Genomic DNA, 23,101 nt, shown 5'->3' with positions numbered 1-23,101 from the left:
CGTGGCGGGGTCAGTGTGCGTGGCCACTGCTCTCTCCTTGTCCTGTGCTCGGCTCGCCGGCCGGCTTCGGGCTCGCCTCGCCCCCGGCGCTGACCGCGAAGGCCGCGGTGCGGACGACGCCGTCGTGCTGGAAGTCGAGGTAGAGGTGGTAGGTCCCGGCGCTGGGGACGGCCGTGTGGAACACGATGTCCGGCCCCGGCTGCGTCGTACCGTCGCCGGGCTCGCCGTCGGGGTGGACGTGCAGGTAGGCGAGGTCGCCGGAGCGCAGGGCCACCAGGTGGCCGTAGGCGCCGAGGTAGGGCTGCAGGTCGGTGACCGGCCTCCCGTCCTTGCTCACGCTCAGCGTGAGCTTCGCGTGGGCACCGGCCTCCACGTCGCCGTCGAGGGTGACCTGGTAGCCGTCGACCGTGACGGTGCGGGTCTCCGGCGCGGGCGGCGCGGCCTCGAAGGCACCGTCCACCGCGAGGTCGGCACCCAGGGTGAGCGCCTCGCCGTCGGTGGCCTTGAAGTCCGCGAAGAGCCGCCAGGTCCCGGGCGTGAGGGCCAGGTCGATCGACCAGGTGCCGCCGTCGAGGGTGGGGTGGACGTGCTGGAAGCCGGTGAAGTCGCGGCGGACCGCGATCAGGTGGAGCTGCTTCTCGTGCTGCACGTCGTACGACGTCACGGGGGTGCCGTCGGGACCGGTGATGGTGAAGCTCACCGGGACCGCGTCGCCGGGGTTGGCCCGGGCCCGGTCGAGGGTGAGGGTGTATCCGTCCTGCGATGTCATGAGTCCTCCTGGGATCTCGGTCTCCGCCTCGGCGGAGCCCTGCGCGGGGTCACCCCCGGTGTCGCCGCTGGTGTCGGTGGCGCCGGCATGCGTGTCGTGGCTGGGTGGCCCGGTGTCGCTGGCGGCGACCGGGCCGACGGCCTGGCCGACGAGGAGCGCGATGCCGAACACGCCGGCGGCGACGGCTCCGAAGCCGGCGAGCCGCGTCGGGGTGTTCATGCGAGCTGGTAGCCGGCCTCCTCGACGGCCGCCTGCACGGCGGACTCGTCGAGGGGTGCGGCGCTGGTGATCGTGACCGCACCGGTGGGCAGGTCGACCGTGACGTTCTCGACGCCGTCGATCTCCTGCACCTCCTCGGTGACGGAGGCGACGCAGTGGCCGCAGGTCATGCCGGTGACGGTGAAGGTCCGGGTGGTGCTCATGGCGAGCTCCTTCCTGTGGTGCGGGTGGGAACGTGCGGGAGGCGTCAGGATCGGACCAGGCGGGCGATGGCGTCGGAGGCCTCCTTGAGCTTGATCGCGGCCTCCTCGCCCCCTTCCTTGGCGGCGTCCACGACGCAGTGCGCCATGTGCTCGTCGAGCAGGCCGAGGGCAACGGACTGGAGCGCCTTCGTCATCGCGGAGACCTGGGTGAGGATGTCGATGCAGTACTGCTCCTCCTCGACCATCCGCTGCAGCCCCCGCGCCTGGCCCTCGATGCGGCGCAGCCGCTTGAGGTAGTCGTCCTTGGTGCGGTTGGCGATGTAGCTGTGCTGGTGCTCCGCGCCGGATCCGGTGTGTGCCATTGCCCTGTGTCCTTCGTGTGCTGGGGGATTCGACCTTCCTGAACAGGATACCCCCCTGCGGTATTCCGTGGTAGCCTCCCGGCTTGACGCAAACGATACCCCCCTAGGGTATAAAGTCAAGTCGGAAGAAGGAGAGATTCAGATGTCAGTCACGACTGCGCCGGTGACCAACCGGCGCTGGCTCGGGCTCGCGGTCATCGCCGCCGCCCAGTTCATGGTCATCATGGACACCTCGATCATCGGCGTCGCGCTGCCGGAGATGCAGCGCGAGCTGGGCTTCACGCCCGAGAACCTGTCCTGGGTGTTCAACGCCTATGTCGTCGCCCTCGGCGGCCTGCTCCTGCTCGGCGGCAAGGTCTCCGACGTCCTGGGCGCGCGCAACGTCTTCGTCGCCGGCTGGGTGATCCTCGCCGTCGGCTCCCTGGTCGCGGCCGTCGCCGGCGATGTCGGGGTCGAGCTCACCGGCCGCGCGGTGCAGGGCGCGGGGGCGGCACTCATCGCGCCGGCCGCGCTGACCCTGCTGATGATGCTCTTCGGCAGCGAGCCGCGCGAGCTGACCAAGGCCCTGGCCCTGTACGGCGCGGCTGCGCCCGCGGGCGGGACGGCCGGTGTCTTCCTCGGCGGCGTGATCACCGAGTACCTCAGCTGGCCGTGGGTCTTCGCGATCAACATCCCGATCGCGATCGTCATCCTGGCCCTCGTGCCCGCCTCGATGCCGGGTGGCCGCGCCGGCGGCACCCGACGCGTGGACCTGGCCGGCGCGGTCACCGTGACCGCCGGTCTCGCCGCCGTCGTCTACGCCGTCGTCCAGGCTCCCGAGGTGGGCTGGGACGCACCGCGCACATGGTGGGTGCTCGCGGCGGGCGTCGTCCTGCTCGCCGTCTTCGTCGTCCAGCAGGCCCGCGGCCGCGACCCGCTGGTGCGGCTCGGCATCTTCCGCGCGCCCGACCTCGCCGCGGCGAACCTCGCCCAGCTGCTGCTCGGCGCCGCGTGGATCCCGATGTGGTTCTTCCTGAACCTCTACCTCCAGCAGGTCCTCGGCTTCACGGCCTTCCCCAGCGGTGCCGCGCTGCTGCCGATGACCCTGCTGATCATGGTCGGCATGATCGTGCTGGCGCCCCGGGTGCTGGCCGCGGTCGGCGCCCGCACCGCGACCGCGAGCGGGATGGTCCTGCTGGCCGTCGGCATGGCCTGGCTGGCCACGATCGACCCGGACGGCAGCTACGCCGTCGACGTCCTGCCGGCGTCCCTGGTCGCCGCGCTCGGCATGTCGCTCGCCTTCATCCCCACCCTCGGCACCGCGATCTCCGCGGCGCCGCCGGAGGAGGGCGGCCTCGCGTCCGGCATCGTGAACACGAGCTACCAGATCGGCTCGGCCCTGGGTCTCGCCGTGATGACCGCGATCGCCGCGGCCGCCGGCGCCGATCGGCTCGGCGACCCGGTCGCGCTCACGGAGGGGTATGCCGCCGCCTTCGTCGGTGCCGCGATCGTGGCCGGCGTCGGGGCCCTGGCCGCACTCGCCCTGCGGGGGAGCCGATCATGACCGGCCGGGACGTCCTCAAGGTCGCGGCCGCCTGTGCGCTGCGGTGCGCGGCGGTGGCGGTGGTCCGGTCGGTCGGGTCGTCCGGGGCGGCCGACCGGCGCGGGCTGGTCGGGACGAGTCGCGGATCGGGCCCGTCGGCCTGCTGCTGAGGCCCGCGGTCGGCGGGGAGCCGGATCGCCCTGGTGCGGAGCATCATCACGTGTCATCATATGCGCATGCACGAATATGATGAGCAGGCGAGCCCGCTCCCCGCCGCCGAGCAGGTCGAGCTCGCCGTCGAGGTGTTCCGGATGCTGGCCGACCCGACCCGGGTCCGGCTGCTGTGGCTGCTGCGGGCCGGAGAGGCCCCGGTGCTGCGGCTGGCCGAGGAGGTGGGCAAGCCGCAGACCGCGGTCTCCCAGCACCTCGCGAAGCTGCGCCTGGCCCGCCTGGTGACCACCCGCCGGCAGGGGGCGCAGGTGTTCTACGCCCTGACCAACGAGCACGTGAGTCAGCTGGTCGTCGACGGCGTCCGGCACGCCGAGCACCTCGGGCCCGGCGTACCGGCGCACCATGCCTCGGCCGGCGCGGAGGCGGGCCGATGAGGATCCGCGGCGCCGGACACGGACACGGACACGGGCGCCGGGGGCACGGTCACGGGCACGGGCACGGTCACGGGCACGCTGATGCGGTCGACGACGCGCTCGAGGCCAGCAGCGAGGGCATCCGCGCGGTCAAGGTCAGCCTCGTGGTGCTCGGCGTGACGGCCGTGGCGCAGGCGGGGCTCGTCGTGCTGACCGGTTCGGTCGCACTGCTGGCCGACACGATCCACAACCTGTCCGACGCGCTGACCGCGGTGCCGCTGTGGATCGCGTTCGTGCTCGGCCGGCGCCGGCCGACCCGGTCGCACACCTACGGCTACGGCCGGGCGGAGGACCTCGCGGGCATCTTCATCGTCGCCATGATCGCGCTGTCGGCCGTCCTGGCGGGCTACCAGTCGGTCAGCCGCCTGCTCGACCCGCGGCCGATCGACCTGCCCTGGGTCGTGGCCGGCGCCGGGGTGATCGGGTTCCTCGGCAACGAGTGGGTCGCGGCGTACCGGATCCGGATCGGCCGGCGGATCGGCTCGGCCGCCCTCGTCGCCGACGGGCATCACGCCCGCACGGACGGCTTCACGTCCCTCGCCGTCGTCCTCGGCGCCCTCGGGGTGCTGGTCGGGCTGCCTCTCGCGGACCCGATCATCGGCCTGGTCATCACCGTGGCGATCCTCGTCGTGCTCCGCAGCGCCGCCCGGGACATCTACCGGCGGCTGATGGACGCGGTCGACCCGCACCTCACCGCCGACGCGCTCGACGTCGTCCGGGCGACGCCGGGCGTGGTGGACGTCGAGTCCTTCCGGGTGCGCTGGATCGGACACCGGCTCCATGCCGAGACCGGGATCCTCGTCGACCATCGGCTCGACGTGGTGGCCGCGCACGAGATCGCCAACGAGGTGCATCACCGGCTGCTGCACGGGGTGGCCAAGCTGGTCGACGTGACGGTGCACGTCAGCCCCGGTCCGGTCGACGGCCGGGACTTCCACGCGATGCTGGGCCACCACCCGCACCCCGCGACCGTCTGCTGAGCGCCAGGGTGCGCCCCGCTCGGGGCGCACCATTAGGATCCGCCCATGGATGAGTCCCGATGTCCCTTCCGTTCACCTGTCGCGCCGCGGGCGGGTGAACGGCGATGATCGATACTCAGACCTTCGTGAACCTCGGGCTCGTCGTGGCCTTCGTGCTGGTCGGCGGCGTGTTCGCGGCCACCGAGCTGGCCCTGGTCTCGTTGCGGGACACCCAGGTCAACCAGCTCGCGCAGCGCGGCGCCCGCGGCCTGCGGGTCGCCGCGATCGCGCGCGACCCCAACCGCTTCCTGTCGGCGGTCCAGATCGGCGTCACGGTCGCCGGCTTCCTCTCCGCCGCGTACGGCGGCTCGACGCTCGCGCCCGACGTGGCGCCGTACCTCGTGGACCTCGGGCTCGGCCCGGACGCCGCGGACACGGCCGCGCTGATCGTGATGACGCTGCTGATCGCCTATCTCTCGCTGGTGCTCGGCGAGCTGGTCCCCAAGCGGCTCGCACTGCAGCGCGCGGCCGGGGTGGCGATGCTCACCGGGCCGGTGCTCGACCGGTTCGCGACCCTGATGCGTCCGGTGATCTGGCTGCTCTCGGTCTCCACCAACGCGCTGGTGCGCCTGCTCGGCGGCGATCCGAACGCGACGTCGGAGGAGGTGAGCAAGGAGGAGCTGCGCGAGATCGTGGCCAGCCACGAGGGCCTCGCCGTCGAGGAGCGGCAGATCCTCGGCGACGTCTTCGCCGCGACCCGCAGCAACCTCAAGGAGGTCATGCGCCCGCGCGGCGACGTCGTCTTCGTGCGCGGCAGCATGGCGCTCGCCGAGGCCGCCACCTGGGTCGCCGACCAGCCCTACTCCCGCTTCCCCGTGATCGGCGAGGACTTCGACGACATCACCGGCTTCGTGCACGTCCGCGACCTGCTCGGCGACCGCGCGACCGACCGGACCGTCGGCGACGTCCAGCGCGAGGTGCTGCACCTGCCCGGCACCAACAAGGTGCTGCCCACGGTCGTGCTGCTCCGCAAGGAGGGCACCCACCTCGCGATCGTCGTCGACGAGTTCGGCGGCACCGACGGCATCGTGACCCTGGAGGACCTGGTCGAGGAGATCGTCGGCGACATCCGCGACGAGTACGACCAGGAGCCCGACAGCCTCCTCGTCCGCCACGCCGGCGGCCCCACCGGCCCCACCTTCGTCTCCGGCGGACTGACCATCGAGGACGTCGCCGAGGAGACCGGCGTGGAGCTCCCGGACGGCGACTACGAGACGGTGGCGGGCTACCTGCTCGCCCGCCTCGGCCGGGTCGCGGAGGTCGACGACCGGGTCGAGGTCGGCGACGCCGTCCTGCGGGTGGCCGCCGTCGACGGGCGCCGGATCACGCAGGTCGAGATCGTCCCGCCGCCGGCCGAGGCCGGGGAGCAGCCTGATGGGGCGGACGGCGGTCCGACCGACGTCTCCGATCAGCGCGGCTGAACGGCGTCGCCTGACGGCACGATCCCGCACCGCTCCGCGAGCACGGCCGCTTCGGTGCGATTGCTCGCGGCCAGCTTGCGCAGGATGCTCTCGACGTGGGTGGTCACCGTGCGCGGAGCGAGCACCAGCTCCTCGGCGATCTGGGCGTTCGACAGCCCGTCGCGGATCAGGGCCAGGACCTGACTCTCCCGCGCGCTGAGCCGGGCGGCGTCGAAGCGGGCGAGGATCGCCGCCCAGGCGGTCAGGACCGGTCGAACGGCGAGGATCGCCGCCCGGGTCTCGGCGCCGATCAGCGGATCCCGGACACTGACGTGCAGCAGCGCGATGCTGCGTCCCGCGGGGGACAGGAGCACGATCGACGTCCCGTTGCGGAAGCCGGCCGGGCCGTAGACCGACCGCGCCTCGTAGCTCTCCCGGAAGTGCGGCAGATCCTCCCAGCAGTGCATCCGCTCCGGTTGCCGGAAGATCTGCCGCAGCCCTTCGCAGTGACGGGTGTAGCGGGAGGTCAGGTGGTGCTGGGCGGTCTCCGGCGGGTACTCGAGGTTGAGCATCTCGCGATGGGAGCCGTCCTCGGCCGAGACCGCCATCAGTCCGATGGCCGAGGCCTGGGTGCTCCGCAGCATGTGCTCCCCGAGTCGACGGCACTTGTCGCCGGCCGAGGTGGCCGAGGCCAGCTCGACGAGATCGTCGAAACTCGTGTGATACACGTCACCGAGTGTAAGGGTCCATTGTTTCGACCGCATTGCTGTCGCGTGCAGGTCGGCCGCGCCGATGTGGCGCGGTTCGGTGACGCCTCAGAAAAGGACTATTTCTGAGTCCAATTACGTCGATCTACCGATACCGGTGGTCCTTCGACTCTCCTACGGTCTCGTCCATCGGCTCCGAGCTCGGGGCCACGGGACATCGAGGAGAGACCATGCGCCGCACTTCCTCCCACGGGATCGCCGTCGTGACCAGCCTGCTCGCCGCGGCGGGCCTGACCGCCTGCAGTCAGGAGGCCACGTCGCTGGCCGGCTGCGAGACGTCGTACACGATCGGCTTCAGCCACCCCGTCGGGGAGGCCGCGGCTCCGAAGGCGATCAAGCGGATGGCCGCCGAGTACGCCGAGGAGAAGGGCTGCATCGACTTCCTCCTCGACAACACCACGGCCAGCAACCTCGAGAGCCAGCGAGCGACGGTGGAGGGTTGGATCACCCAGAAGGTCGACGCCATCCTGCTCTTCCCCGTGGATCCGTCGGCCTTCACCAATCTGCAGAGTCAGGCACAGGAGCAGGGCATCGCCTGGCTGACCTACGCCACTCCGATGGAGGGGGAGGACGGAGGAGTCGGCTTCGACAGCGAGCAGGCCGGAACGATCGTCGCCGACGACATGTCCGCCTGGATCGAGGAGCACCATCCGGACGGCGGCATCTCGGCCGCGGTCACCACGCTCAAGGCGCTCACCACGATCACCGGTCGCTGGGAGAAGCCGGAGGCGGCCCTGAAGCGGCTGGGCGTTCCCGTGGTCTCGATGCAGGATTGCGCCGACCAGACCTGCGGTCTGCAGATCGCCGAGGACGCGCTGCGGGAGAATCCGGATCTCCGGGTGTTCATCGGGCTCAACGACGATGCCGCGCTCGGCGCCCAGAAGGCCTTCGAGAACGCCGGTCTCAGCGCCGAGGACGTCTACATCGCCGGCTCCGACGGCGCTCCTGAGGCGCTGGAGAACATCAAGGACCCGGGTGCGGGCGCCTTCCGCACGACGGCCGCGCTCGAGGTGCTCTCATTGGCCCACGACATCGTCGACAACTCCCTCGCGGCGATCACCGGCGACGGTGAGACGAGCTCGCTCACGCCGGCCGTGCTGGCCAAGACCGGCGACGACGCGACCATCGACGAGCTGCTCGCGCAGCTCAACGGCTGACGCGGCGGCGACATGCACAGGGAGACGGTCCCGCCGGGGCTGAGGATCGCGGACCTCCACAAGTCGTACGACGCGAACCGGGTGCTCCAGGGCATCGATCTCGTCTTCGGTTTCGGCGAGGTGCACGCACTGCTGGGTGCCAACGGGGCAGGGAAGTCCACCCTGCTGGGCTGCCTCAGCGGGGCCGTCCATCCCGACCGCGCCAGCATCACGATCGGCGAGGAGCGCTATGCGGGCTTCACTCCCCGCCGGGCCTTCGACGCCGGCATCGCGATCATCTACCAGCACTTCCAGCTGATCGGGCCGCTGTCGGTTGCCGACAACATCTTCCTGGGCCGGGAGCTGCATCGACCGGGCGGTACGGTCGATCGCCGCCGCCAGGAGCGGGAGGCCAGCGCCGTCCTCGGTGAGCTGGGTCTCGACCTCGACCCGCGCGCCCCTGTCGAGGGACTCAGCGTCGGAGCCCAGCAGATGGTCGAGATCGCCCGCGCGGTGCGGCTCGATCCGCGCGTGCTCATCCTCGACGAGCCGACCGCGGCGCTCGGGGCGCACGAGGTGGCAGGGTTGCTGGCCCTCGTCCGCCGTCTCGCCGCGCGCGGGATCGCCGTCGTCTACGTCACCCATCTGCTCGGCGAAGTGCTGGAGGTCGCCGACCGGGCGACCGTCCTGCGCGACGGACGGGTGCACTGGACGCGCCCGCGGGCCGAGCTCGACCTGGCCGACCTGGTCGAGGGCATCTCGCCCGATGCTGCCACCGAGCGTGCCCGCGATCGCACGACCGTCGGCGACGAGGTCGTGCTGACGCTGAGGCACGTGACGTCCGGCTTCACCGGTCCGGTGGACCTCGAGGTGCGGTCGGGGGAGGTGGTGGGGTTCTTCGGCCTCCTCGGCTCGGGACGTACCGATCTGCTTGAGTCGATCGCCGGCGTCCGGCCCCTGCGCGCCGGCGAGCTGGAGATCGACAGCACGCCGATCCGGATCGGCTCGCCCCGTGCCGCGCAGCGGGCCGGGGTCGCGCTGGTGCCGTCGGACCGCAAGGCCCAGGCCCTCTTCGGGAGCATGAGTGCGCTCGAGAACATGCTGATGCCGCACCTCGGTCGCCTCGCGGCCCGCCGGATCGCTGTGCGCAGCCGCCGACGGGAGGAACAGGTCTTCGCCCGGATGGTCGACACCGTCGACCTGGTACCGCCCTTCGCCGCTCAGCCGGCCGACGGCTTCTCGGGGGGCAACGCCCAGAAGATCGCCGTGGCGCGATGGACGTGCGGGCTCGGCCGGCCGCGTCTGCTGCTGCTCGACGAGCCGACGCAAGGGGTCGACATCGGGGCCCGGCACGACATCTACTCCCTGGTCCGGTCCTGGGCGGCCGAGGTCGGTGCCGCCGTGCTCTTCGCGACCAGCGACCCCGAGGAGGTCCTGGCCCTCGCCGACCGGGTCGTGGTCCTGGTCGAGGGCCGGGTCGCGCACGCCGGGCCCGCCGACCTCGCGGAGTCGAGCCTGGTCGCCCTCGCCCAGCCCACCGCCACCGAGAGGAGCGTCGCCTCGTGACGACCCCGCCCGCCACCCTGGCCGCCCAGCCCGAGGCCGTGCTGCCGCGCCGTCGTACGTCGCGCACCAGTGCGGTCGTCGGCTGGGTGATGCCGTCCGCGACCATCCTGCTGATGGCGTACTTCTCCGCCGCGACCAGCAACTTCCTGACCTTCGACAACCTGGCAGCCGTCCTGACCCAGAACGCGGCGGTCTTCATCGTCGCGGCCGCGGCGGCGATGCTGTTGATGGCCGGATACGCCGACCTGTCGGTCGGCTCGATGATGGCGCTCGCCGGCGTCAGCGCCGGACTGGCGTTCACCGAGCACGGGGTGGTCGCCGGTCTGGTCGTCGGCCTGCTGGTCGGCCTGGTGGTCGGCACCCTCAACGGTGTCCTGATCGGCGTCTTCGAGATGTCGCCGATCGTCGTGACGCTCGGCGGCCTCGCCGCGTGGCGCGCCCTGGCGCAGTATCTCGCCCCCGACTCCGTCTTCGGCTTCCCCGACGCCGTCGGGGACTTCGCGATCGGCCGCTTCCTCGGCCTGACCTGGATCGCCTGGATCGCGATCGTCGTGTGCGTCGTCGCGGTCGCCGCGATGGCGCTGCTCCCGCTGGGCCGCCACATCCAGGCGATCGGCGTCAACGCCCGCGCCGCCTTCCTGGTCGGCATCAGGGTCAAGGGAACGGTCCTGGGCCTGTATGCCGTCGTCGGTCTCGCCGTCGGTCTCGCGGCCCTGCTCCAGGTCGCCCGTCTCGACAGCGCGCCGTCCGGCACGCTGGGCGTCGGGTTCGAGGTCACCGTGCTCACCGCGGTCCTGCTCGGCGGCATCCCCTTCACCGGTGGGCGGGGCAGCATGTGGCGGGTCCTCGTCGGCGTGTGGCTGATCGCGGTCCTGAAGAACGGCCTCACCCTCCTCAACTACGGCCCCGAGGTCGCCGGCATGGTCACCGGCGCCGTCCTCGTCGTGGCTGCCGCGCTCGAGGCCGTGGCCGTCGCCGCGCGCCGGCGCGGCTGACCCTCACTCGTCCCTCAACCGTCCACTCGGAGAACAAGGAGCCCGCCATGTCCACCCTCCCGGTCCGCGCCTACACCGACGCCCTGTCCTACGAGCGCGGCCAGACGCTGCGCCTGCACGTCGACGCCACCGCGCCCGTCGAGGTCCGGCTGATCCGGATGCGCAGCGCGGACGCCGGCGACACCGCGCTCGACGAGGGCGTCATCTGGTCGGCCGCCGGCTCCTACGACGCGTCGCCCCAGGAGACCTGCGTCGGCTCGTTCCTGCTCGGCGAGCTCGCGCCGTCGGCGCCGGACAGCACCCCGACGCTCAGTCTGGGCGCCTTCGTGTGGTCCGCCGACCACGCGGCGAGTCCGACCCAGGCGCTGGTGTCGCTGGCCGGCGGGCCGACCCTGGCGCTGCAGGACGGCCGCCCGACGATCGTGGACGAGGCCGGAGCCGTGCTCGTCACGGGGCCGCGCCTGAACGACCACACCTGGCACCTCGTGGTGGCCAGTCTCGAGCCGGATGCGGCCCGGATCACGGTCACGGCGGTGGACCGGGTGCGCGGCCGGACCGCCGAGGTCGTGGCCGACGGGTCGTTCGGTCCGTTCGCTCCGCGCGGCCCGGTCACCGTCGGCGCGCGCGACGGCCGCGACGTCGTACCGGGGGAGAACGGGGCGCGCGGCGTGGCACGGGACGGGTTCAACGGCAAGCTCGAGGACCCGTTCGTCTGCATCGCAGCGGTCGGCGCGGATCAGGCGGCGGCCGTCGTCAGCGGCGATGTGGACCTGTCCGACCTCGATCTGGTCGCCGGCTGGGACCTCTCCTTCCGGCACGGCGAGGAGCCGGCACTGGCCGCGGCGGTCGCTGCCCGGCAGCCGCACGGCACGCTGGTCAACGGTCCCGGCCGCGGCGTCACCGGTCGGCGCTTCACCGGTCGTGCGCTCGACTTCAACGACGCGCCCACCGAGTTCGCCGCGGCGCACTTCCACAGCACCGACCTGCTGGACGCCGGATGGGACCAGGTCCTCGAGGCGGGACTGCCGGAGGACCTGCCGAGCGGTGTCTACGGCGTCGTGGTGGAGAACGAGCACGGCTCGGACGTCGTGCCGATCACGGTCGTGCCCCGGGCCGAGGACCCGCGGCGCAAGGTGCTCGTCGTCCTGCCGACGCTCACCTACCTGGCCTATGCCAACGAGGCGCTCTTCAACGGGCTCGACCCGAGTGCGATGACCGACCAGGAGGTGGTCGTCGAGTCGGCGGACCAGGCGCATGTCGGCGACGCGTCGTTCGGTCTCTCGATGTACGACACCCACCCCGATGGCAGTGGCGTGATGCTCTCGTCCGCCCGTCGTCAGATCGTCAACATGCGTCGCGGCTACCGGATGTGGCTGGTGGACGCGGGCCGGTCGTTCTCCTCCGACATGTACCTCGTCGAGTGGCTCGCCCGCCGCGGCATCGACTGCGACGTGGTCACCGACCTCGAGGTGCACGAGCGCGGGGCGGCGTACCTCGCGCCCTATGCCGCCGTGATCTCCGGCTCGCATCCGGAGTACACGACGGAGGAGATGCTCGACGGCCTGATGGAGTACCGCGACGCCGGCGGCGGCCTGCTCTATCTCGGCGGGAACGGCTGGTACTGGGTGACCGGCCTGCTCAGCACCGCGCCGCTCGTCGCCGAGATCCGCCGTGGCCACGCAGGCATCCGCTGCTGGGAGTCCTACCCCGGTGAGCTGACGCTGATGTCGACCGGACTGCCGGGCGGGCTGTGGCGGCACCGTGGTCGCGCTCCGCAGGTGCTCTCCGGGGTCGGTTTCGCCGCCCAGGGCTGGGGGCGCTCCGAGCCGTACCACCGTGCCGAGGCGGCCGCCGACCCGCGGTGGGCGTGGGTGTTCGAAGGAGTGGAGGAGGACCCGATCGGTGCGTACGGCGCCGTCATGGGGGGCGCGGCAGGAGACGAGATCGACCGAGCGGACGTCAGCCTGGGCACGCCCGAGCATGCCGTCGTGCTGGCCTCCTCGCGCGGCCACTCGAACTTCTACCAGCGGGTGCTCGAGGAGATCGGCATGAACCTGCCCGATCACGGCGGTGGTGAGCAGGACCCGGAGGTCCATGCCGACATCGTCTACTTCCGCACGCCCGAGGGCGGCGAGGTCTTCAGCACGGGCTCGATCGCGTGGTCGGGCTCACTGCTGGAGAACGGCACCGAGAACGGCGTCTCGCGGATGACCCAGAACGTGATCGATCGCTTCGTCGCCACGCGAGCCGGAACCTGACCCCGACCGGGCCGACGGGCCGGATCCCGCTCGATAGCCTGGTGGCGTGACGACCATCGATCCCCTTCCCGCGGGGGCGCGCATCCTGCATGTGGGTCCACACAAGACCGGCACCACCGCACTGCAGAGCAGCCTGCACCAGGCGCGCGGCGAGTTGGAGGCCCAGGGCGTCCGCTACCTCTCGCGCGGTCGGCACGATGCGTCCGCCGCGCGGTGGGTGACGCGTCGACTCGTCCTGGGGTCGGACGCGGCCGCGGCCGAGCGTCGCTGGGAGCGGGTCGTGGCCGAGCTCCGCTCGCCCGGTCCGCAGCGGCGGCTGTTCAGCAGCGAGTTCCTCTCCGACGCGACCGACGACCAGATCGACGAGATCCTCGACCGCATCGGACGCGAGGATCTCTGGGTGGTGGTCACCCTGCGGCCGTTGGCCCGCATCCTGTCCTCGCAGTATCAGCAGGGACTGCAGAGCGGTGGCCGCCGCGGGTACGACGAGTGGCTGCGCTCGATCTTCGATCCCGAGCACCCGCGTCCGGCCCCCCGTCAGTTCTGGCTGCGTCATCGCCACGATGCTTTGGTGACGCGTTGGGCCGAGCGGATCGGGCCGGACCGCGTCGTCGTGGTCGTCCTCGATCCCACCGACCGGGAGTTCCTGCCTCGCGCGTTCGAGGACCTGCTGGGGCTGACCCGTGGCACCCTCGCGGCCAAGGAAGCGCTGGAGAACCGGTCGCTCACCGCCGAGGAGGCGGAGGTGATCCGGCTGTTCAACGTCCAGTACCGCCGGGCCGGCCTGCGCCCGGAGTCGCATGCCCGGGTGCTGATCGACATCGGCAATCACCTCAAGGACCGGGTCCCCCGCGGCGACGAGGTCCGGATCGTGACCCCGGACTGGGCGGTGCTCCGGGCCAACGAGGTGGCAGCGGAGATGGCCGACAACATCCGCGCCCTCGGTGTCCGGGTCCACGGCGACCTCGCGTCCCTGACCGCGGTCTCCCTCACCGGCGCCGAGGCCACGGTGGTCCCCGCCACGGTGGATCCCGACCTCGCCGCCAGCGTCGGCATCGGGGTGGCGGCCGGCCTCCAACGGGCCCGCCGACCCGCCGCTGGCGACGCGGAGGGCGTCGCGCCGGCGAGGGCGCCGGGCTGGCTGGCTCGCCGGATCCGCCGTCGCTGAGCCGATGCTCAGGCCAGCCGGGACAGCCGGTGCGCCTCCTCCAGCAGCAGGCGGCCCAACAGCGGCTGCCGGTCGGCCCGGAACCGCTGCTCCACACCGGTGAGGGTGAGCGCCCACTCGGGGCGCCCGGCCTTGTCGAAGACGGCGGCGGCCATCCCCCAGGATCCCTCGACGACGTGGCCGGGGTTGAGCGACCAGCCGGTACGCCGGGTGGCGGCGAGCCGCTCGCGCACCAGTCGCTCGGCGTGCTGCCGCCCCCACTCGGCGGCGGCGTCCGAGCGCGCGAAGTAGGCGTCGATGTCGCGGTCCGGCAGGTGGGCGAGGATCGCGAGGCCGGCGGAGACGACGGCGAGCGGGAACCGGGCGCTCTCGTAGAGCACGTAGGAGCGGATGGGGAAGTCGCCGTCCTCGCGGAGCAGGACCACGACCTCGTCGCCGCGCCGCACCGAGAAGAACGCGCTCTCGCCGGTCTCCTTCGCCAGCCGGTGCACGCTGGTCCGGGCCTCGTTGGTGAGGTCGTAGCGAGCGGCGGCGGCCACGCCGAGGACGTAGGTCTCGGGGCCGAGGTACCAGCGACCGGTGGTGGGGTCGCGGTCGGCGAGGCCCTCGGCGGCCAGCGACTCGAGCAGCCGGTGGGTGGTCGCGCGCGGCTGTGCGGTGGTCGAGGCGAGGTCCGTGGTGGTCGCGCCGGTCTCGGTGGCGGAGAGGGCGCGCAGCAGGGCGGCGGCCTTCTCGAGGACTCCGGGTGCGCGGGACACGCCTCGATGTTACGTCCACTGAGTGGACGCGGGTCCCGGTGGGCATCCGCCGAGTGACCACTTCCTTGACCGCACCGGGGAGGGGAGCGATGAACTGGGTGCATCCGGTGAGCAGACGAGCAGGAGTGCGCGATGAGGAAGCTGGCGGCGGACCCGCGGACCGCGGTGGCCGAGCGGGTCCGGGACGGGATGACGATCGCGGTCGGGGGGTTCGGCCTGTGCGGCATCCCGCGTGACCTGATCGAGGCGGTCCGCGACAGTGGCGTGCGGGACCTGACCATCGTCTCCAACAACATGGGCGTCGACGGCAAGGGCCTGGGCGTGCTCCTGGAGAACAGCCAGGTGCGCAAGGTCATCGCGTCGTACGTCGGTGAGAACAAGCTCTTCGCCCAGCAGTACCTCGACGGCGCGCTCGAGGTGGAGTTCTGCCCCCAGGGCACGCTCGCCGAGCGGCTGCGCGCCGGCGGCTCCGGCATCGCGGGCTTCTACACCCGCACCGGCGTCGGCACCGAGGTCGCCGAGGGCAAGCCGCACGAGACCTTCGACGGCGAGACGTTCGTCCTCGAGCGCGGCATCGTCGCCGACCTGGCCCTGGTCCACGCCAACACCGCCGACGCGGAGGGCAACCTGCGCTACCGCGCCACCGCGCGCAACTTCAACCCGCTCGTCGCGATGAGCGGGCGGGTCTGCATCGCCGAGGCCGAGACCGTCCTCGACGGCTTCCTCGACCCCGACGAGGTGATGACGCCGGGCATCTTCGTCGATGTCACCGTCCTCGCCAGCGACCGACCCAAGGACATCGAGCAGCGCATCGTCCGCCCGCGCAGTGCCGCGGCGGCCGACGCCGGAGTGGGAGCCTGACATGCCCTGGACCCGTGAGGAGATGGCGGCCATCGCCGCCCGCGAGCTCAACGACGGTGACTACGTCAACCTCGGCATCGGCATCCCGACGCTGGTGGCCGACCACCTGCCGCCGGGCGTCAACGTCATGCTGCAGAGCGAGAACGGCCTGCTCGGCATCGGCCCGTTCCCCTACGAGGGCGAGGAGGACGCCGACCTGATCAACGCCGGCAAGCAGACGGTGACCACGACACCGGGGGCGTCCTTCTTCGACTCCGCGACCAGCTTCGCCATGATCCGCGGCGGCCACGTCGACATCGCGATCCTCGGCGCGCTCCAGGTCGCCGCCAACGGCGACCTCGCGAACTGGATGGTCCCGGGCAAGATGGTCAAGGGCATGGGTGGCGCGATGGACCTGGTCGCCGGCACCCGTCGCGTCGTCGTCATCACCGACCACGTCGCCAAAGACGGCACCCCGAAGATCGTCGAGCAGTGCACCCTGCCGCTGACCGGCGCCGGCGTGGTCGACCGGATCATCACCGACCTCGCGGTGCTGGACGTCACCGACGAGGGCCTGGTCCTCGTCGACGTCGCCCCCGGCACCGACGCCGACAAGGTCCGTGAGCTCACGGGTGCGCCGCTGCGGGATCCTGCTGCCTGAGCACCTCCTTGATCTCGGTCTTGAGGACCTTGCCCACCTTCGAGCGGGGCAGGTCCTCCCAGACCTCGATCTGCTTGGGCGTCTTCACGCTGCCGAGCCGCTCCTTGACGAAGGCCCGGACGTCCTCCGGCGTGGCCGTCTGACCCGGCCGCAGCTGGAGGACGGCGGTGAGCCGCTCGCCCCACTTCTCGTCCGGCAGTCCGATCACGGCACAGTCGGCGACGGCGGGGTGCGCCATCAGCGCCTGCTCGACCTCGGTCGAGTAGACGTTGAAGCCGCCGGTGATCACCATGTCCTTGGCCCGGTCGACGATGTGCAGGAAGCCCTCCTCGCCCGGGTCGTCGCTCAGATAGCCGATGTCGCCGGTGTGGTGCCAGCCGTACGCCGAGGCCTCCGCCGTCGCCTCCGGGTTCTTGAAGTAGCCCCGCATCACCAGCGAGCTGCGGACCACGATCTCCCCGCGCTCGCCAGGAGGCAGACGCGTGCCGTCGGCGTCCATGATGGCGACCGTGACCAGCGGTGCGGGTCGCCCCGCCGATGACAGCCGCTCGGAGGCGATCGTCCCGTCGGGGCGGACGTGGTCGCGCGGAGCCATCGTGGAGATCATCATCGGTGCCTCGGTCTGGCCGAACAGCTGCGCCATGACCGGACCGATCCGGGTGAGCGCCTCCTCCAGCCGCTGCGCCGACATCGGCGCGGCGCCGTACCAGAAGCACTGCAGGGACGAGAGATCCGTCGACTCCAGCGCCGGATGGTCGAGCACCATGTAGATCAGCGTCGGCGGCAGGAAGGTGTGGGTCACCCGGTGCTCGGCGACCGCGGACAGGAAGCCGCCGACATCCGGTGTCCGCATGATCACGATCGACCCGCCCGAGGCCAGCACGGGGAAGCAGAGCACGCCGGCCGCGTGGGTCAGCGGCGCCAGCGCGAGGTACGCCGGCCGGGCCGGTCGCTCCGGCCACGGGTAGCTCATCAGCGTGATCGCCGTCATCGTCTCGAGGTTCGTGCCCGTCAGCATGACGCCCTTGGGGCGGCCGGTGGTGCCGCCGGTGCCGACGATCATCGCGAGGTCGTCGTCGGCCGGGCGGTCGACGGCCTCGCTGCCGGCCGCCAGGAACTCCTCCCAGCCCAGCGCCCCGTCGTGGTCGGCATCGAGACACACCAGCGTCGTCAGGGCGGGCAGATCGCCGCGGATCTGGTCCACCAGCCCGGCGTAGGACGACTGGAAGATCAGCGTCGTGCACTCGAACAGGTCGAGCAGGTCGCGGTTCTCCGCCGCCTCGTTGCGCGGGTTGACGGGACACCAGACCGCGCCGGCCCGGCTGATCCCGAACACGCAGGTGAAGGCCACCGGGTCGTTGGCGGCGAGGATCGCCACCTTGTCCCCGGGCGCCACGCCCCGTGCTGCGAGGGCGGACGCGATCCGGTCGGCGAGGCCTCCCACCTCGTCGTAGGACCACGTCCGTCCGTCGCAGACCAGGCAGGGCGCGCCACCCCCGAGCGACGCGCCCTTGTCCAGGTAGTCGACCAGCCGCACCGCGCCGGCCTCAGGCCTCGACCGTCAGCACGGGCTCGGCGACCAGGCCGAACGCGCGCAGCTGGCCCAGCAGCTCACGGTGCCCGAACGCCTTGCAGGCCGAGGCGAAGCCGACGCGCAGTGGCGGCTGCTGGAGCAGGGAGTACGCCGCGTAGGCCTGCAGGAGCCCGGTCTGCTTGTAGTTCTGGTTGCCGTGGATCACGCAGTGCGCGCGGCCGAGCGGGCCGGAGGCGTGCACCGAGTCGAGCGACTTGTTGAGCCGGGGGTTCTCCCGCGGCGGCATCTGGTTCATCACCTGCGCCGCCGTGGCGGTGAGCGCCTCGTCGCGCTCGGCGTCGGTCATGTCCTTGGTCGCCTCCAGCGCGCCCGCGACGATCTGCGGGACGCCGTTCATCAGCGCCGCGTTGAAGACGCCGCCCTGCGCCTTGCAGTTCGCGACCCGGGGGTCCTTGCGGTACCAGACCGGGTGCGAGGTGCCGCCCCACGGCAGCGAGAGGGCGAGCTCGTGCTGGCCGGGGACGACGAGCGGCACCAGGCCCTGGGTGGGATCGAACTCGACGTACTGGTTCTGCTGGAGGTAGTGCGCGCGCGACGTGGCGGCGTTGACCAGGATCGTCTGGGTTGATGCGATCGTCGGCGAACCGCCCCAGAACACGGCGATGTCGAGGGTGTCCAGGCCCGGCTTCTCGAGGCACAGCTCGGCGGCGATCTCGCCGGTCGTGTACATCTGCGCGATGCCCGGTGAGAGCAGCAGCCCGGCGGCGGCGAAGTCGGCGCCCCAGCGCTCGTCGCAGGTGATCAGCCAGTCCTGCTCGCCGGTCGTGTCGAGGTAGTGGGTGCCGGCGGCGAGGCACGCCTCGACCACCTCGGGGCCGTACTTGGAGAACGGCCCGACCGTGTTGCACACGACCGACGCGCCCCGGAACAGCTCGGTGAGCGCCTCGACCGAGTGCTCGGCCTCGACGATGTCGTAGTCGGCGGTCTCGATGCCGGGGACGTTGGCCTCCATCGAGGCCTTGAGCTTGTCGGCCGAGCGGCCGGCGGCGACGAACGGGACGCCGAACTCGCGCAGGTACTCGCAGATCAGCCGGCCGGTGTAGCCGGAGGCGCCGTAGACGACGACGGGCTTGCTGGTGCCCTGGGTGGCTGTCATGGCGGTCACATCCCCATTCCGCCGTCGACCGACAGGTCGACGCCATTGATGAACTTCGAGCGGTCCGAAGCGAGGAAGACCACGGCCTCGGCGATGTCCTCCTCGGTGGCCAGCCCACCTGACGGCGTGAGCTCGACGACCTGGCCGACGGCGGCATCGGGCGACTCGAAGAGCCCCATGCCGGTCAGCTCGTTGGCCAGGCCCGCGCCCATCTCGTTGGGGATCAGGCCCGGCGAGACGCAGTTGACCCGCACGCCGAGCCCGAGCTTGCCGGCCTCCATCGCAGCCACCCGGGTGATCCGGTCGACCGCCGACTTCGACGCCGAGTACTGAGACAGTGCCGGGAAGGCGATGTGCGCCGCGACCGAGGCGACGTTGACGACCGAACCGCCCTTGCCCGCCGCTCCACCCGGACCCATGGTGCGGAACGCGTGCTTGATGCCGAGCGAGGTGCCGACGACGTTGACGTCGAAGATCCGCCGCGAGACGTCGGGGTCGAGGTTCACGAAGAGCGACGCGATCTCGATGCCCGCGTTGTTGACGACGATGTCGAGGCCGCCAGTCTCGCTGACGGTCTGCGCCACCGCCGCCTCCCACGAGGCGTCGTCGGTGACGTCGAGGTGGACGTAGCTGCCGCCGATCGCCGCGGCGACCTCCTTGCCCTTCTCGTCCTGGAGGTCCGCGACCACGACGTGCGCGCCGGCGGCGGTGAGGAACTCGGCGAACTTCCGGCCCAGGCCCTGGGCGCCGCCGGTCACCAGCGCCGTGCGTCCGGCCAGCTCGGCCGTGGTGGATTCGGGGGAGGACATGGATGCGGCTCCTTCGGGGTCGGTGGTGATGTGCGCCACACCCAACCCGGTCGCCTTGACGACTGTCAAGACTTCTCTGGACAAGTGTCAAGATTTCTCTTGTCACTCGGCCACGAAGAGCCGAGCGAGCCGGTAGCCTCGGGCCCCATGACGACAGCCACGGCGCGTCGTACGCCCGCCGACAAGCACGACGCGCGCCGCCGCGCGCTGGCCGACTCCGCCCTGCGGACCCTCGGCGAGCTCGGCTACGCCCGGGCCAGCCTGCGCGAGATCGCGAACAACTCGGAGTTCTCCCACGGCGTCGTCCACTACTACTTCCACGACAAGCTGGACCTGATCGTCTACTGCGTGCGTCAGTACAAGGCCACCTGCGTGCACCGGTACGACGGCGTGGTCGCCGACGCCACGACCGCCGACGGCCTGGTCGCGGCCTTCGCCGACAAGCTCGTCGAGACGATCGTCGACGAGGCGCCGATGCACCGGCTCTGGTACGACCTGCGCGCGCAGAGCATGTTCGAGGAGAGCCTGCGCGAGGCGGTGCTGCAGATCGACCAGACGCTCGAGGACATGGTCTGGCGGGTGGTCGCGACCTACGCCGAGCTGGCCGGCCGGCCCGCGGCGATGACGCCGAAGGTCACCTACGGCCTGCTCGACGGGCTGTTCCAGCAGGCGCTGCTCGGCCACCTGTGCGAGAGCGAGGGCGTGCTCGACGACCTGCACGCGCAGGTGCACCGACTGATGCCGCTGCTGCTGGCGTCCTGAGCCCGGCTGGCCCCGGTTCAGTCGCCGGACGGAGCGGTGGCGCCGGCGCAGAAGGCGTCGACCGCCGCGACGAGCTGGTCCAGCCCGGGCTGCTCGAGCGGGTAGTGGCCGGCGTTCTCCAGCAGCACCGTGTCGACCGGCACCCGGACGAGCGCGTCGAGGAACGGCCGGCTGAGGTGGAGCGGCGTCCAGCGGTCGGCGGCGGGCTGGGTCAGCAGGACGGGACAGACGTCGAAGTCCGCCGGTTCGACCGCCGGGACATAGCGCAGGTAGGACCGGAGGAAGGCCAGGGTGACCCGGTTGCCCGCCGAGGTCCGGTCCCGATAGCACGCCCGCGCTGCCGCCCGGTCGTTGACCAGCGCGTGCATCTTGCTGACCAGCCGCATCGGCACCCGCAGCCGTCGGAGGAAGGATCCGCCGGCGGCCGCGACCACCGGCGTGCCGAGCCGGCCGGCCAGGCGCGTCACCGCCGTCTCCGTCGCCACCTGTCGGTCGCGCTGGTCGAGGAAGGTCATGCCGACGATCCCGCGGACCCGCCCGTCGACCGCGGCCACGTGATAGGCCTGCATGCCCCCGGCGGACAGCCCGTAGAGCACGATCGGCCGGTCGTCGCGCGCCCGCTCGGCGGCGACCAGCGCGGAGGCGATCCGCACCCAGTCGTCGTACGTCACCAGCACGCCGGGGGCGACCTCGGTGAGCCCGTAGGTGGGCATGTCCGCGGCGATCGTCTCGTAGCCGCGGTCGGCCAGGGGCTTGCCGAGGATGGTCATCATCTGCCGGCCGTTGGTGCCGACGCCGTGGAGCAGGACCACCTTGGTGGGCGCGGCCGGGTCGCGATAGGTGTCGAGGTGGATCCGGTGGCCCTCGTGCTCCCACCACTCCTCGGCCGGCTCCTGGCCGGGCCCGATCCGGAACGCGGGCGGCAGGAAGTCCTGGATGGCGCGCCACTGCGGTTGGTCGGCGTAGGTCCGGTCCATGGCCGGGATCCTTACATGCGACGCTGTGTCGCACCAGGGCCTCAGCGGTCGCGACTGAGGCCCGCCTCCTCGTCGAGGGCGGTCAGCTTGGCCGGGTTCCGGATCACCAGGATCCGGCTGATCCGGCCGCCCTCGATCTCCAGGCTGACGGCCGTGAGCTCGCCGCGCGCATCGATCCGGGCGCCGGGCGCGCCATTGAGCCAGACCGACTCGACCGTCCCGCCGGGGGCGAAGACCGCGAAGTTCGCCAGCAGCCGCGCGACCGGCTCGGGTCCGTGCAGCGGCTTGCGGATCGCCTGCGCCACGCCGCCGTGGTCGGCCAGCATCACGACGTCGGGAGCGAGCGCGTCGAGCAGGGCCTGGAGGTCGCCGGTGCGCACCGCGGCGAGGAAGCGCTCCACCACCGCCTGCTGCTCGGTGCGGTCCACGTCGACCCGCGGACGTCGCGCGGCCACGTGGTTGCGCGCCCGCACCGCGATCTGGCGGACCGCCGCCGGCGTCTTGTCGACGGCCGCCGCGATCTCGTCGTACGGCGTGTCGAAGACCTCGCGCAGCACGAACACCGCGCGCTCGGTCGGTCCGAGGGTCTCCAGCACCGTCAGCATCGCCATCGAGACGCTCTCGGCGAGCTCGACGTCCTCGGCGACGTCGGGCGCGGTCAGCAGCGGCTCGGGCAGCCACTCGCCGACGTAGTCCTCCCGGCGCCGGGCCAGGCTGCGCAGCCGGTTGAGGGCCTGCCGGGTGACGATGCGGACCAGGTAGGCGCGGGCGTCGCGCACCTCGCCGGTGTCGACCCCGGCCCACCGCAGCCAGGTCTCCTGGACGACGTCCTCCGCGTCCGCCGCCGAGCCGAGCATCTCGTAGGCGACGGTGAAGAGCAGGTTGCGGTGGGCGACGAAGGGGTCGGCTCCGCTCATGCCGACGAGCCTACGGCGGCCGAGGGACCGGGCTGCGCCAGCGGCTTCATCCCGCAGGCCGCGGCGAAGCCCTCGGACTCGATGCCGAGCGCCGTGTTGCCACGGGTGGTCAGGTTGGCGAAGCCGATCACGCTCGTCAGCTCCAGCAGGCCCGCCGGGCCGAGCGCGGCGAGCAGCGGCGCGACCATCTCGTCGGTGACCGTCGGCGGGGTCCGGGTCGCCGCCTCGGCGTACTCCAGCACCTGGCGCTCCAGCGGGGAGAAGACGTCGGAGTCCCGCCAGCGCGGGACCTCGCGCGCCTTGTCCTCGTCGAGGCCCTTGTCCCTGGTCATGAAGTAGTTGAAGTCCAGGCACCACGAGCAGCCGACGAGCGACGCGACGGCCATGTGCGCGTAGGTCTTCAGCGTCTCGTCGCAGGCGTCCCACTTCTGCAGCTTCTGGCCGTAGGCCATGCTCGCCTTGAGGGCCGGCAGGTGGTGCCACATCACGCCGAGGGACTCGGGCACGCGGCCGAACATCCGGCCGGCGAACTTCTTGACCAGGGCGCCGTAGAGCCCGGTGATCGGCGCGGCCGGGATGCGGGCGGCGGTGGGGGTGGTGGTCATGTCGTCCTCCTCGTGGGGGTGGGTTCGACATGAAGACACCGCCCGTCCGGCGGA

24 protein-coding genes are annotated in these 23,101 nt (G+C 71.9%); 13 read left to right on the top strand and 11 right to left on the bottom strand.

What is annotated here, in order from left to right:
* Nucleotides 1–10: 10 nt before the first annotated feature.
* The 3 genes from QJ852_26300 to QJ852_26290 are packed head-to-tail and all read right to left on the bottom strand — an operon-like array spanning nucleotide 11 to nucleotide 1,553.
* Nucleotides 11–988 (bottom strand): hypothetical protein, encoded by a 978-nt coding sequence (locus QJ852_26300; GenBank protein WGX96646.1) that lies wholly within the window; start codon nucleotides 986–988, stop codon nucleotides 11–13.
* The gene (locus QJ852_26295) at nucleotides 985–1,191 is read right to left on the bottom strand and encodes a heavy-metal-associated domain-containing protein (protein ID WGX96645.1); all 207 of its coding nucleotides are present in this window, start codon (nucleotides 1,189–1,191) and stop codon (nucleotides 985–987) included. Before QJ852_26295 ends, QJ852_26300 begins: the two co-directional genes overlap by 4 nt.
* A gap of 44 nt (nucleotides 1,192–1,235) precedes the next feature.
* On the bottom strand, nucleotides 1,236–1,553 hold the full coding sequence (locus QJ852_26290) for a metal-sensitive transcriptional regulator (GenBank protein WGX96644.1): 318 nt from the start codon (nucleotides 1,551–1,553) through the stop codon (nucleotides 1,236–1,238).
* A 142-nt stretch (nucleotides 1,554–1,695) separates the two neighbouring features.
* Between QJ852_26290 and QJ852_26285 the strand changes: the two genes are divergently transcribed.
* The 5 genes from QJ852_26285 to QJ852_26265 all read left to right on the top strand — a co-directional run bounded on the left by QJ852_26285 (nucleotide 1,696) and on the right by QJ852_26265 (nucleotide 6,159).
* The gene (locus QJ852_26285) at nucleotides 1,696–3,096 is read left to right on the top strand and encodes an MFS transporter (protein WGX96643.1); all 1,401 of its coding nucleotides are present in this window, start codon (nucleotides 1,696–1,698) and stop codon (nucleotides 3,094–3,096) included.
* Complete coding sequence (locus QJ852_26280) at nucleotides 3,093–3,245, top strand: hypothetical protein (protein ID WGX96642.1); 153 nt, start codon at nucleotides 3,093–3,095, stop codon at nucleotides 3,243–3,245. Before QJ852_26285 ends, QJ852_26280 begins: the two co-directional genes overlap by 4 nt.
* 66 nt (nucleotides 3,246–3,311) lie before the next feature.
* On the top strand, nucleotides 3,312–3,680 hold the full coding sequence (locus QJ852_26275; GenBank protein WGX96641.1) for a metalloregulator ArsR/SmtB family transcription factor: 369 nt from the start codon (nucleotides 3,312–3,314) through the stop codon (nucleotides 3,678–3,680).
* Nucleotides 3,677–4,699: a cation diffusion facilitator family transporter gene (locus QJ852_26270; GenBank protein WGX96640.1), complete on the top strand. Its 1,023-nt coding sequence runs from the start codon at nucleotides 3,677–3,679 to the stop codon at nucleotides 4,697–4,699. Before QJ852_26275 ends, QJ852_26270 begins: the two co-directional genes overlap by 4 nt.
* A gap of 104 nt (nucleotides 4,700–4,803) precedes the next feature.
* Nucleotides 4,804–6,159: a hemolysin family protein gene (locus QJ852_26265; GenBank protein ID WGX96639.1), complete on the top strand. Its 1,356-nt coding sequence runs from the start codon at nucleotides 4,804–4,806 to the stop codon at nucleotides 6,157–6,159.
* Here QJ852_26265 and QJ852_26260 read toward each other — a convergent pair.
* A complete protein-coding gene (locus QJ852_26260) occupies nucleotides 6,147–6,866 on the bottom strand; it encodes a helix-turn-helix transcriptional regulator (protein WGX96638.1) in 720 nt (239 codons plus the stop codon). The two genes, QJ852_26265 and QJ852_26260, sit on opposite strands and share 13 nt — an antisense overlap.
* 209 nt (nucleotides 6,867–7,075) lie before the next feature.
* Between QJ852_26260 and QJ852_26255 the strand changes: the two genes are divergently transcribed.
* From QJ852_26255 to QJ852_26235, 5 genes are read left to right on the top strand one after another with little or no spacing between them, the layout of a single operon-like run.
* Nucleotides 7,076–8,062 (top strand): sugar ABC transporter substrate-binding protein, encoded by a 987-nt coding sequence (locus tag QJ852_26255; GenBank protein ID WGX96637.1) that lies wholly within the window; start codon nucleotides 7,076–7,078, stop codon nucleotides 8,060–8,062.
* Nucleotides 8,063–8,074: 12 nt separating this feature from the next.
* A complete protein-coding gene (locus tag QJ852_26250; protein ID WGX96636.1) occupies nucleotides 8,075–9,607 on the top strand; it encodes a sugar ABC transporter ATP-binding protein in 1,533 nt (510 codons plus the stop codon).
* Nucleotides 9,604–10,602: an ABC transporter permease gene (locus QJ852_26245; GenBank protein ID WGX96635.1), complete on the top strand. Its 999-nt coding sequence runs from the start codon at nucleotides 9,604–9,606 to the stop codon at nucleotides 10,600–10,602. Before QJ852_26250 ends, QJ852_26245 begins: the two co-directional genes overlap by 4 nt.
* 47 nt (nucleotides 10,603–10,649) lie before the next feature.
* Nucleotides 10,650–12,860, top strand: a complete 2,211-nt coding sequence (locus QJ852_26240) for a hypothetical protein (protein ID WGX96634.1) — start codon at nucleotides 10,650–10,652, stop codon at nucleotides 12,858–12,860.
* A gap of 46 nt (nucleotides 12,861–12,906) precedes the next feature.
* A complete protein-coding gene (locus tag QJ852_26235; protein ID WGX96633.1) occupies nucleotides 12,907–14,028 on the top strand; it encodes a hypothetical protein in 1,122 nt (373 codons plus the stop codon).
* Nucleotides 14,029–14,036: 8 nt separating this feature from the next.
* On the opposite strand, the gene QJ852_26230 is transcribed toward QJ852_26235, so the two are convergent.
* Nucleotides 14,037–14,786, bottom strand: a complete 750-nt coding sequence (locus tag QJ852_26230; protein WGX96632.1) for an IclR family transcriptional regulator — start codon at nucleotides 14,784–14,786, stop codon at nucleotides 14,037–14,039.
* Between the two features lie 132 nt (nucleotides 14,787–14,918).
* Here QJ852_26230 and QJ852_26225 point away from each other — a divergent pair, with 132 nt between their 5' ends.
* Together QJ852_26225 and QJ852_26220 are read left to right on the top strand one after the other, a co-directional pair.
* Entirely contained in the window at nucleotides 14,919–15,647 is a 729-nt protein-coding gene (locus QJ852_26225; protein WGX96631.1) for a CoA transferase subunit A, read from the top strand.
* A 1-nt stretch (nucleotide 15,648) separates the two neighbouring features.
* Nucleotides 15,649–16,287, top strand: a complete 639-nt coding sequence (locus QJ852_26220) for a CoA transferase subunit B (GenBank protein WGX96630.1) — start codon at nucleotides 15,649–15,651, stop codon at nucleotides 16,285–16,287.
* Here the strand turns inward: QJ852_26220 and QJ852_26215 are convergent.
* Genes QJ852_26215 through QJ852_26205 form a run of 3 tightly spaced genes read right to left on the bottom strand, consistent with a single transcriptional unit; the run spans nucleotide 16,253 to nucleotide 19,786 of the window.
* Nucleotides 16,253–17,824: a long-chain fatty acid--CoA ligase gene (locus tag QJ852_26215; protein WGX96629.1), complete on the bottom strand. Its 1,572-nt coding sequence runs from the start codon at nucleotides 17,822–17,824 to the stop codon at nucleotides 16,253–16,255. The two genes, QJ852_26220 and QJ852_26215, sit on opposite strands and share 35 nt — an antisense overlap.
* A 10-nt stretch (nucleotides 17,825–17,834) precedes the next feature.
* The gene (locus tag QJ852_26210) at nucleotides 17,835–18,977 is read right to left on the bottom strand and encodes a DUF5938 domain-containing protein (protein ID WGX96628.1); all 1,143 of its coding nucleotides are present in this window, start codon (nucleotides 18,975–18,977) and stop codon (nucleotides 17,835–17,837) included.
* Between the two features lie 5 nt (nucleotides 18,978–18,982).
* Nucleotides 18,983–19,786 (bottom strand): SDR family oxidoreductase, encoded by an 804-nt coding sequence (locus QJ852_26205; protein WGX96627.1) that lies wholly within the window; start codon nucleotides 19,784–19,786, stop codon nucleotides 18,983–18,985.
* 147 nt (nucleotides 19,787–19,933) lie between these two features.
* Between QJ852_26205 and QJ852_26200 the strand changes: the two genes are divergently transcribed.
* Nucleotides 19,934–20,548, top strand: coding sequence for a TetR/AcrR family transcriptional regulator (locus tag QJ852_26200; GenBank protein WGX96626.1), 615 nt, complete (start codon nucleotides 19,934–19,936; stop codon nucleotides 20,546–20,548).
* 17 nt (nucleotides 20,549–20,565) lie between these two features.
* Here QJ852_26200 and QJ852_26195 read toward each other — a convergent pair whose 3' ends face one another.
* From QJ852_26195 to QJ852_26185, 3 genes are read right to left on the bottom strand one after another with little or no spacing between them, the layout of a single operon-like run.
* Nucleotides 20,566–21,525 (bottom strand): alpha/beta fold hydrolase, encoded by a 960-nt coding sequence (locus QJ852_26195; protein ID WGX96625.1) that lies wholly within the window; start codon nucleotides 21,523–21,525, stop codon nucleotides 20,566–20,568.
* Between the two features lie 41 nt (nucleotides 21,526–21,566).
* The gene (locus QJ852_26190) at nucleotides 21,567–22,442 is read right to left on the bottom strand and encodes an RNA polymerase sigma-70 factor (GenBank protein ID WGX96624.1); all 876 of its coding nucleotides are present in this window, start codon (nucleotides 22,440–22,442) and stop codon (nucleotides 21,567–21,569) included.
* Nucleotides 22,439–23,047, bottom strand: a complete 609-nt coding sequence (locus QJ852_26185; GenBank protein WGX96623.1) for a carboxymuconolactone decarboxylase family protein — start codon at nucleotides 23,045–23,047, stop codon at nucleotides 22,439–22,441. The genes QJ852_26190 and QJ852_26185 overlap by 4 nt, the downstream gene beginning before the upstream one ends.
* Nucleotides 23,048–23,101 lie beyond the last annotated feature (54 nt).

The sequence above is a fragment of the Nocardioides sp. L-11A genome (assembly GCA_029961745.1).
GTDB lineage: Bacteria > Actinomycetota > Actinomycetes > Propionibacteriales > Nocardioidaceae > Nocardioides.
This window is presented reverse-complemented; position numbering and strand designations above follow the sequence as displayed.

Coding starts and splice junctions, on each gene's coding strand:
- QJ852_26225 (WGX96631.1), top strand. CDS start 14,919: ATGAGGAAGCTGGCGGCGGACCCGCGGACCGCGGTGGCCGAGCGGGTC.
- QJ852_26285 (WGX96643.1), top strand. CDS start 1,696: ATGTCAGTCACGACTGCGCCGGTGACCAACCGGCGCTGGCTCGGGCTC.
- QJ852_26190 (WGX96624.1), bottom strand. CDS start 22,442: ATGAGCGGAGCCGACCCCTTCGTCGCCCACCGCAACCTGCTCTTCACC.
- QJ852_26210 (WGX96628.1), bottom strand. CDS start 18,977: ATGACAGCCACCCAGGGCACCAGCAAGCCCGTCGTCGTCTACGGCGCC.
- QJ852_26240 (WGX96634.1), top strand. CDS start 10,650: ATGTCCACCCTCCCGGTCCGCGCCTACACCGACGCCCTGTCCTACGAG.
- QJ852_26255 (WGX96637.1), top strand. CDS start 7,076: ATGCGCCGCACTTCCTCCCACGGGATCGCCGTCGTGACCAGCCTGCTC.
- QJ852_26185 (WGX96623.1), bottom strand. CDS start 23,047: ATGACCACCACCCCCACCGCCGCCCGCATCCCGGCCGCGCCGATCACC.
- QJ852_26280 (WGX96642.1), top strand. CDS start 3,093: ATGACCGGCCGGGACGTCCTCAAGGTCGCGGCCGCCTGTGCGCTGCGG.
- QJ852_26265 (WGX96639.1), top strand. CDS start 4,804: ATGATCGATACTCAGACCTTCGTGAACCTCGGGCTCGTCGTGGCCTTC.
- QJ852_26250 (WGX96636.1), top strand. CDS start 8,075: ATGCACAGGGAGACGGTCCCGCCGGGGCTGAGGATCGCGGACCTCCAC.
- QJ852_26290 (WGX96644.1), bottom strand. CDS start 1,553: ATGGCACACACCGGATCCGGCGCGGAGCACCAGCACAGCTACATCGCC.
- QJ852_26205 (WGX96627.1), bottom strand. CDS start 19,786: ATGTCCTCCCCCGAATCCACCACGGCCGAGCTGGCCGGACGCACGGCG.
- QJ852_26300 (WGX96646.1), bottom strand. CDS start 988: ATGAACACCCCGACGCGGCTCGCCGGCTTCGGAGCCGTCGCCGCCGGC.
- QJ852_26275 (WGX96641.1), top strand. CDS start 3,312: ATGCACGAATATGATGAGCAGGCGAGCCCGCTCCCCGCCGCCGAGCAG.
- QJ852_26200 (WGX96626.1), top strand. CDS start 19,934: ATGACGACAGCCACGGCGCGTCGTACGCCCGCCGACAAGCACGACGCG.
- QJ852_26195 (WGX96625.1), bottom strand. CDS start 21,525: ATGGACCGGACCTACGCCGACCAACCGCAGTGGCGCGCCATCCAGGAC.
- QJ852_26220 (WGX96630.1), top strand. CDS start 15,649: ATGCCCTGGACCCGTGAGGAGATGGCGGCCATCGCCGCCCGCGAGCTC.
- QJ852_26270 (WGX96640.1), top strand. CDS start 3,677: ATGAGGATCCGCGGCGCCGGACACGGACACGGACACGGGCGCCGGGGG.
- QJ852_26295 (WGX96645.1), bottom strand. CDS start 1,191: ATGAGCACCACCCGGACCTTCACCGTCACCGGCATGACCTGCGGCCAC.